This is a genomic window from Psychrobacillus sp. NPDC096623 (genome assembly GCF_044762655.1).
Taxonomy (GTDB): Bacteria; Bacillota; Bacilli; order Bacillales_A; family Planococcaceae; genus Psychrobacillus.
The window spans coordinates 294,749-302,938 of sequence record NZ_JBIWER010000004.1; the positions used below are offsets into that span (position 1 = coordinate 294,749).

The 8,190-nt window shown below is 39.0% G+C and carries 7 protein-coding genes and 6 tRNA genes; all 13 read right to left on the reverse strand.

Features of this window, described 5'->3' with window-relative positions:
* Window positions 1-54 precede the first annotated feature (54 nt).
* Window positions 55-1,407, reverse strand: a complete 1,353-nt coding sequence (gene glmM / locus ACIQX2_RS13575) for a phosphoglucosamine mutase (RefSeq protein WP_402851295.1) — start codon at window positions 1,405-1,407, stop codon at window positions 55-57.
* Between the two features lie 34 nt (window positions 1,408-1,441).
* Window positions 1,442-2,713, reverse strand: coding sequence for a CdaR family protein (locus tag ACIQX2_RS13580; RefSeq protein ID WP_402851298.1), 1,272 nt, complete (start codon window positions 2,711-2,713; stop codon window positions 1,442-1,444).
* Window positions 2,706-3,539, reverse strand: a complete 834-nt coding sequence (gene cdaA, locus ACIQX2_RS13585; protein WP_402851301.1) for a diadenylate cyclase CdaA — start codon at window positions 3,537-3,539, stop codon at window positions 2,706-2,708. Before cdaA ends, ACIQX2_RS13580 begins: the two co-directional genes overlap by 8 nt.
* Window positions 3,540-3,810: 271 nt before the next feature.
* Window positions 3,811-4,440, reverse strand: coding sequence for a zf-HC2 domain-containing protein (locus tag ACIQX2_RS13590; protein ID WP_402851304.1), 630 nt, complete (start codon window positions 4,438-4,440; stop codon window positions 3,811-3,813).
* 17 nt (window positions 4,441-4,457) lie between these two features.
* On the reverse strand, window positions 4,458-5,030 hold the full coding sequence (gene sigW / locus ACIQX2_RS13595; RefSeq protein WP_402851307.1) for an RNA polymerase sigma factor SigW: 573 nt from the start codon (window positions 5,028-5,030) through the stop codon (window positions 4,458-4,460).
* A gap of 182 nt (window positions 5,031-5,212) precedes the next feature.
* Window positions 5,213-6,112: an arginase gene (rocF, locus tag ACIQX2_RS13600; protein WP_402851310.1), complete on the reverse strand. Its 900-nt coding sequence runs from the start codon at window positions 6,110-6,112 to the stop codon at window positions 5,213-5,215.
* Between the two features lie 70 nt (window positions 6,113-6,182).
* The gene (locus tag ACIQX2_RS13605; RefSeq protein WP_402851313.1) at window positions 6,183-6,773 is read right to left on the reverse strand and encodes a GNAT family N-acetyltransferase; all 591 of its coding nucleotides are present in this window, start codon (window positions 6,771-6,773) and stop codon (window positions 6,183-6,185) included.
* Window positions 6,774-6,883: 110 nt separating this feature from the next.
* Window positions 6,884-6,956, reverse strand: a tRNA-Ala gene (locus ACIQX2_RS13610).
* 26 nt (window positions 6,957-6,982) lie between these two features.
* Window positions 6,983-7,057: transfer RNA gene (locus ACIQX2_RS13615), tRNA-Gln, on the reverse strand.
* Between the two features lie 6 nt (window positions 7,058-7,063).
* A tRNA-Tyr gene (locus tag ACIQX2_RS13620) sits at window positions 7,064-7,147 on the reverse strand.
* A 20-nt stretch (window positions 7,148-7,167) separates the two neighbouring features.
* Window positions 7,168-7,243: transfer RNA gene (locus tag ACIQX2_RS13625), tRNA-Val, on the reverse strand.
* Between the two features lie 155 nt (window positions 7,244-7,398).
* Window positions 7,399-7,471, reverse strand: a tRNA-Thr gene (locus ACIQX2_RS13630).
* A gap of 13 nt (window positions 7,472-7,484) precedes the next feature.
* Window positions 7,485-7,559 (reverse strand) — tRNA-Asn (locus ACIQX2_RS13635).
* Window positions 7,560-8,190: the final 631 nt, after the last annotated feature.

Consider the following 8,190-nt stretch of genomic DNA (forward strand, 5'->3'; position numbering starts at 1 on the left):
GAAAAGAGGAAGGGATATATATGAAAAGTTTTCTATATAGCAGAATTTCTAAGCTTATTCTTCTAGACCCATTTCAGCTTTTACAACCTCAACGATTCGGTTTACGTAATTTTCGCATTCCACTTCGGTTGCTGCTTCTACCATTACTCGAACTAATGGCTCTGTGCCAGATGGACGTACAAGAACACGGCCATTTCCAGCCATTTCACTTTCTACTTCACTAATAATAGCTGCTACTTTTTCATTTTCTGTTACGGCATGCTTATCCGTTACGCGAACATTAATAAGCTTTTGTGGATAGATGGTCATTTCGGAAGCAAGCTCGGAAAGTTTTTTCCCTGTTATTTTCATAATGTTCACTAGCTGTAAACCTGTTAATAACCCATCGCCCGTTGTATTGTAATCCAAGAAAACAATATGTCCAGACTGTTCTCCACCTAGGTTATAGCCATTTTTTTTCATCTCTTCTACTACATACCGATCTCCAACCGCAGTTTTTACACTTGTCATATCATGTGTTTCTAAAGCTTTATAGAAGCCCATATTACTCATCACAGTAGAAACAACTGTACCGTTATTTAGACGACCGTGTGCATGAAGATGTTTGGCACAAATATACATAATTTGATCACCATCTACAATTTGTCCCTTTTCATCAACAGCAATTAAACGATCTCCATCTCCATCAAAAGCTAGCCCAACATCTGCTCCTTTTTCTAGAACAAATTTTGCTAAGTTTTCTGGATGAGTCGAACCTACCCCATCATTAATGTTCAAGCCATTCGGTGAAGATCCCATAGTAGATAAATCCGCATCTAAATCTGCAAATACATGCGTACCAAGAGCCGATGTTGAACCATTTGCGCAGTCTAGCGCCACATGAATGCCTACAAATTCTTCATCTATAGTCTGCTTCAAATACTGAATGTATTTTTGTCCACCCTCGAAATAGTCAGATACCGAACCAACGCCTGCTCCAGTTGGACGTGGTAATTCATCTATATCCTTATCTAATAACTGCTCAATCTCTTCCTCTTGTTCATCAGATAATTTAAATCCATCCGAGCCAAAAAATTTAATGCCGTTGTCTGCCACTGGATTATGAGAGGCAGAAATCATCACTCCTGCATTTGCACTCATCGCTCTTGTTAAATAGGCAACAGCTGGTGTACTGACAACGCCTAAACGCATTACCTCGACTCCAACCGATAATAGTCCAGCAACTAGTGCACCCTCAAGCATATGCCCTGATATACGCGTATCTCGACCGATCAATACCTTCGGTCGTTCTGTTACTTCCTTTGTTAGTATATAGCCACCAACTCTACCTAATTTAAATGCAAGTTCTGGCGTTAGTTCTGAGTTTGCAACTCCTCTTACTCCATCAGTTCCAAAATATTTTCCCATTTATGCTTCTCTCCTTAAAAACCTGTTCTGTCTATTAAGCTTCTTTAACCGTAAGAACCGCTTCCTGTTCAGAAGTTACCCACTCTATATCCGAGGAACCTTCTACTTGGATAGGAAGTGTGCTCTCCCCCACTTCGGATTTCGTTGCTTCTACATATATAGAGAAGTTGTTTAGCTGAACTTTGTCTAAAGCCTCTGCTGTTCCTTTAGCAACGACTGAGATGGTGCCATTTGCTGGTTTTACAAAATTACTTACCAGGTTCTCTGGCAGTCCCCTCACTGTGATGGCAACTTGTTCAAATGACTTTTCTATAATGGTTGAAACAGTATCTTCTGGTTCGTCTGTTTCTATTGCATCAGGATCAGGAGCAATCGTAACGTCTCCTGTGATCTCAATTGTCTCTTTTGATAATTTTGTAACCTCTTCTGGTACAGCTAATTTCATATCAAAGCTACCAGACTTCTCTATTTTACTGATATCTACGTCGACATTTAACTGTTCTATTTTATCGAGGACTGGTTTTGGTCCATATAATCGAATTGTTTCTGTCTTTGTAGTTAGTCCATTTACAGTGATTCCTTCTTTGGGATTCCCTTGTTTCACGAGAACTATCGGTACAACTTTACTATACTCTTCTACTTTTACACTTACTTGAACAGAGCTTGGTTCCACGATAACATCTAGCTTATTCAAGTCAAGATCCAGTACTTTAACAGTTGTTTCTTGCTCAAAGGACTTATTGATGCCTTGATCTCCTGAAATAGTTGCTTTTACATAACCTATGCTATTGATAACACTTTTTGCTCCTGTAATCGTTACTTTTTGTGGTTTCACCTCATATGACTTAACCACATAGTTTTCAGCTAATAGACTTTCATTCATGTCCGTTTCCACGTTAAATTCACGAGATATACGTTCTTCAATCACAACATCTACAAATTGGGGATCTGTTCGAACATTTAATTTTTCCATAAAATTTTCCGTGGAAATAGGTACACGATGCGTACCAATTGTTAACTCCCGGAGATCCACAAATACTTTAAAGTCTTTCATCAATTTAGCCGAAGCTACTAATTGACTGGGACCTTCTACATTTACGTTCACCGTCTTCGGTGGCCCACTAACAACTAGATTATCATCATCATAATACACTTCAAGTGGGATATCACGAATGACATCAACATTATTGTTACTTGCATTTGTATTGTCACTTTCCATTTCACTTTTCACACTGATAAAAAGAGCAATGGCTAAAATTAGGGCAGTTATCCGCAAGAACCATGGATTATTCATCATCTTATCCATTTTGTTTCCCCCTCCACAACCATTTAGAAGACGTTACTTGCTCCTCTGTTGGAAACCAAAGGCGAGTTAAATGGGACTGAAATTCCTCGATTGATAAATCTCTTCTTAAATCCCCATTGGAGGTTAAGCTAATGGCACCAGTTTCTTCTGATACCACAATCGTTATCGCATCTGTCACTTCACTCAAACCAATTGCAGCTCGGTGCCTCGTCCCTAGCTCTTTTGATATGAAAGGACTTTCGGATAAAGGCAAGTAGGAAGCTGCCGAAGCTATTGTATCTTTTTTAATAATAACGGCTCCATCATGAAGAGGAGTGTTCGGGATGAATATATTAATCAGAAGTTCTGAAGTAATATAGGAGTTTAACGGGATACCCGTTTCTATATAATCTGTCAAACCAGTTTCTCTCTCAATAGAGATGAGTGCTCCGATTCGTCTTTTTGCCATATAACTAATCGATTTTGTCATCGCTGTAATGAGTCGTCCTTGCTCTTCCTCGACTTGTAAGGTACTTCTAGAGAATAACTTCCCCCTACCAATCTGCTCGAGCGCTCTTCTTATTTCAGGTTGGAAAATAATAATAATGGCTAAGAAGCCAAATTCAATAACACGATCCAACAACCAATCAAGCGTATTTAAGCCAAAAAAGTCTGTAATAACACGTGCAATAACAATGACAAAAATACCTTTTAACAATTGAACTGCTTTGGTTCCTTTTATCAAGGTAATTACTTTATAAATGACAAACCATACAAATAAAACATCTAAAATATTTACAATAACGTTTACTGGCATTAGGTCTGTAAATTGCTCCATAAACGACATGTGGCATCCCCCACTTTTCATCACTAATCCATTCTAAATAAGTATAACATAATTACGAGAATCCCTCGCTTTTGGAAGAAAAAAAGCACAAGCGCCTATGTAAGCCATGAAAAGCTCTGGGAGGATTTCACGTAAAGGCATCCTTTGCCTTTGCTGAAATCCTGAAGCAACTCGAGGGGCTGTGCGCTGGAGCTAGACTGATTCTGAGTAAAAAGTGTCTACTTTTTTGTTCCTAAAAAAGTCTATCCAATATCTATGGATAGACTCATTGTTATTTTGCCTCTTCTTTTTCAAAGAATGATACGACTTCCTGCGCACCATATTTAATGTTATACCATAGCCAGTCAAACACTTCATTTATTTCCTCACTAGTGCCGGTAATATTTGCGGTTGAAGCCATATATGCAGACCCATTGATAATAGTTAAGTTTCCATCTAATTCTCCATCAATCCGGACATCTCCGTTACGGACGATTAGATCACCTTTCACTACTTGTCCTTCGGGGATAATAACTGTTTCTCCCTCTACTACTACGTTTTCTTGCTTCGTAAATGAGAACTGCTGCTCATCATTAAAATTTGTAAAAAGTGCACCGCTCATCAACAAAAGGAACATTGCAGCCGCTGCAAGAACTGGATGACGTCGCAACCACTTACTTACTCCTGCATGAGACTTTTCTTTCGGTAATCTAGCTATAACGGAATGACTGAAATCATTTGGTGCCTCTATATGAGCAGCCCCTTTGACGAAAGCAACAACATCGCTTAACTCATGCATATGGGCCTGACAAGCTTCGCATGATTGCAAATGAGATTTAAGTTCCAGCTCATGTTCACGGCTGATTTCACCATCTAGATATTCGTGCATAAAGTGAACAATTCGTTCTGGACACGCATTCATCGTGATTCCCTCCTATATTAAAAATGAGGCTGTCTGCTTAGCTGTTTTCTAAGCGCTTCTCGTCCTCTGTGAATTCTTGTTTTAACTGTTCCAAGTGGTAAATCTAATATCTCGCTTATTTCTTGTAGCGATAGCTCTTCCATATACTTTAATACAATAGCCGATCTATATTTATCAGGAAGTCTACTAATTTCATACTGTATACGCTCCTGTAGCTCCAGCTTTATGAGTTCTTCTTCTGGAAGTTCATCTGCTGCTGCTATTTGAGAGTACAAATCAAGACCTTCTGTTCCTCTAACTTCCGCATCTAAATAGTAATCCGGCTTTTTTTTACGAATGCGGTCAATACATAAATTTGTCGCTATTCGATACAGCCAAGTTGAAAATTTTCTTTTTTGATCAAACGTATGAATATTAATAAAAGCGCGAACAAACGCTTCTTGAGCTATGTCCTCTGCCTCATGGCGGTTACCAAGCATTCTAAAGCATACTTGATATAACCTATGCTGGTACAGGTCAACAATCTCCGCGAATGCGTCTTTATCACCCTTTAGTATTTGTTTTATCCGTTTGTTCACTAACGCATCCATCGTCTAATTTCGCCCCCGCTCCATGCGGCTGTCTTACCTATACGTATGAAGGTATCAACAGGTTTCATTTTATTTTTAATATATTAATATTATCAAACATTTCCATCTTTGTGTGGATTTTCAAAAAGAAAAAAGCGGACTTTATGTCCACTTTTTTACTTTCGAGATGTACCTTATCTATTTTACACTAAGCTTTCCCCTAATAACGAACCCATGAGCCCAACTGCTACATCAGCTGTTTTATTTTTTTCATCGAGAATAGGGTTTACTTCTACGAATTCAGCCGAAGTTATCATATTGGAAGCATAAAGCATTTCCATCGCTAAATGACTTTCTCGGTAAGAAATACCCCCAGCCACTGGAGTTCCTACCCCAGGAGTATACAATGGATCTAAACCATCTAAATCGAGCGAAAGATGTACTCCATCCACCTTGCGATCCTTGAAATACTGAATTGTTTGAGTCATCACTTCTGACATCCCAAGCTTATCAATTTCATGCATGGAGAAAACTTTAATCCCTTTTTCTTTTATAAGTTCCCGTTCTCCTGGATCTACGGAACGAGCACCAATAATCACCACATTCTCCGGTTTAATCTTCGGTGCAAAATCACGAATATTCACTAGTGCCTCATGACCTAAACCAATACTAACCGCAAGTGGCATTCCATGGATATTTCCAGAAGGGGAGGTTTCAGCTGTATTTAAATCGGCATGAGCATCATACCAAATGACCCCTAGGTTGTCATAGTGATCTCCTAATCCTGCAAGTGTACCTATTGCGATACTGTGATCACCACCAAGCACTATCGGAAAGTTACCTTCACCAATAATCTGATTCACTCGATTAGCAAGTGAGGTATTCGCTGCAATTACTTCTTCCAGATTACGTAATTTCGTATTTTGAGATAGCTCTCTTCTACCTATTGCAATGTCGCCTACGTCATCAACAGCATGCCCCAAATTCTGAAGTCTTTCTACCACTCCCGCATAACGTATAGCGCTTGGTCCCATATCGACACCTCGTCTATTTTGACCAAGGTCCATTGGAACACCGATAATTGATATATTTAATTTATTCATTATTTTATACCCCCTTTAATTGTTACACCTATTGTAAGTGCTAAAGGGCAGTTGGCTCAACCCAGCATAATTACGAATATTTATTCATCATTTGAACGAGCTTATATTGTATTTCTGGCCATTCGCTTTCAATGATAGAGTACACTATTGCATTTCGGACAGTACCATTAGATCTAATTCGTTCATTTCTCAATATACCCTCTTTTATGCCCCCAATCCGTTCAATTGCTCGCTGAGAGGATACATTCAATTCATCTGTTTTAAACTGTACACGAATGGTCCCGATCTGCTCAAAACAATATTTTAACAATAAATATTTACAAGTTGTATTTACATGTGTACGCTGATATTGTTTCCCGTAAAAAGTAGAACCTATCTCGCAGCTATAATTTGTATGATCGATGCCATAAATACGAGTAGTTCCCATAATCTCTTTCGTTTCTATATTTTCTACGACAAATGCATGAGCAGTTCCTTCCACATTCATTTGATGAATTCCAGCACCCAACCATTTTTCTAGCTGTTCTTTGCTTTCAATTTTATTTAACATAAATTCGAATATCTTCGGTTCATACAGCTCCCACAATAGACCACTATCTGAATCGAGTAGCGGACGCAAAGTCACATCCCCATAGGTTAATGTCTCTGTCAAATCGTACACCTCCTATTTTTATTTATCATAAAGGAAAGTGCTTTATATTGGAAAGTATTTATTACCACAGAAAAAAACTCCTTCAACATTTCGTTGAAAGAGTTTCATTATAATATGTATGGAGCCTAGCGGGATCGAACCGCTGACCTCCTGCGTGCAAGGCAGGCGCTCTCCCAGCTGAGCTAAGGCCCCAAGAATTTTTTAAATTAGAAAATAAATGGCTGGGGTACCTGGATTCGAACCAGGGCATGATGGAATCAAAATCCATTGCCTTACCGCTTGGCTATACCCCATTGAACTGGTGGAGGGGGGCGGATTCGAACCGCCGAACCCTAAGGAGCGGATTTACAGTCCGCCGCGTTTAGCCACTTCGCTACCCCTCCAAAGCTAAATATTAATATGTTGGTGGAGGATGACGGGCTCGAACCGCCGACCCTCTGCTTGTAAGGCAGATGCTCTCCCAGCTGAGCTAATCCTCCTGGGTTATAAAAATATTTGTACGTTTTAGTTTTCCAACGTGAACTAATATTATTCATTCAGATGATATTATTATGTCTATGCTAAAACCAGACAAGAATTATAATATCATATATCTGACATTAGGACAAGTTTTTTCCTTAAATAATTTGTAGTAAGCTTCCAACCGGATTCGAACCGGTGACCTCTTCCTTACCATGGAAGCACTCTACCTACTGAGCTATGGAAGCAAAGACAAAAAAATGGCTCCGAAGGTAGGACTCGAACCTACGACCAATCGATTAACAGTCGATTGCTCTACCACTGAGCTACTTCGGAACGTTTTTAAAGTACAAATATAATTATAGCAACTCTCCTTAAAATTTCAAGCGTGGATTTGAAGAATTACTAATACTGTAGATGTTTCATGTGGACGCGTATGGCACGCTGTGCAATCATCACCACTACAGTTAATAATATGAAAGTGTTTTCTCTAATAAGACTGGATACAGCTTATCGCTAAAATAATGAAATTAGTTAAAAAAGCTGTAGAGATCAATCTTGTATACTATCTTATATTAGAAAGCACGATGTTATATTGTTTGAAAGTATGATAGCCCAGATAACTGTCCATATTGCCCTTTAATTTATTTATATTGCCCATAACCGGCTGGTATCCGCCCATAAACACAGTAATATAGCCCATAAATAGTACATCCACTCTTATTTCATAAGAACAAATGCGCCAGAAGAATTGCAACTAAGGTGCTCTTTGCCTTGTCTGAAGCGACTGGAAGGGCTAGGCACTGAAGTCTGGATGGAGAATCATTTGTAAGTAATTATTCACAGGACCAGAATTTTATAGTTTCCTAAATAACAAAAAAGTCGCTACCGATAAACTCGGTAACGACTTTTTCTTTGTGCCCAGCGACGTCCTACTCTCACAGGGGGAGACCCCCAACTACCATCG

Bases quoted from the DNA above. Each gene is read 5' to 3' on its own strand.
- glmM (WP_402851295.1), bottom strand. From the start codon at position 1,407: ATGGGAAAATATTTTGGAACTGATGGAGTAAGAGGAGTTGCAAACTCA.
- ACIQX2_RS13580 (WP_402851298.1), bottom strand. From the start codon at position 2,713: ATGGATAAGATGATGAATAATCCATGGTTCTTGCGGATAACTGCCCTA.
- cdaA (WP_402851301.1), bottom strand. From the start codon at position 3,539: ATGTCGTTTATGGAGCAATTTACAGACCTAATGCCAGTAAACGTTATT.
- ACIQX2_RS13590 (WP_402851304.1), bottom strand. From the start codon at position 4,440: ATGAATGCGTGTCCAGAACGAATTGTTCACTTTATGCACGAATATCTA.
- sigW (WP_402851307.1), bottom strand. From the start codon at position 5,030: ATGGATGCGTTAGTGAACAAACGGATAAAACAAATACTAAAGGGTGAT.
- rocF (WP_402851310.1), bottom strand. From the start codon at position 6,112: ATGAATAAATTAAATATATCAATTATCGGTGTTCCAATGGACCTTGGT.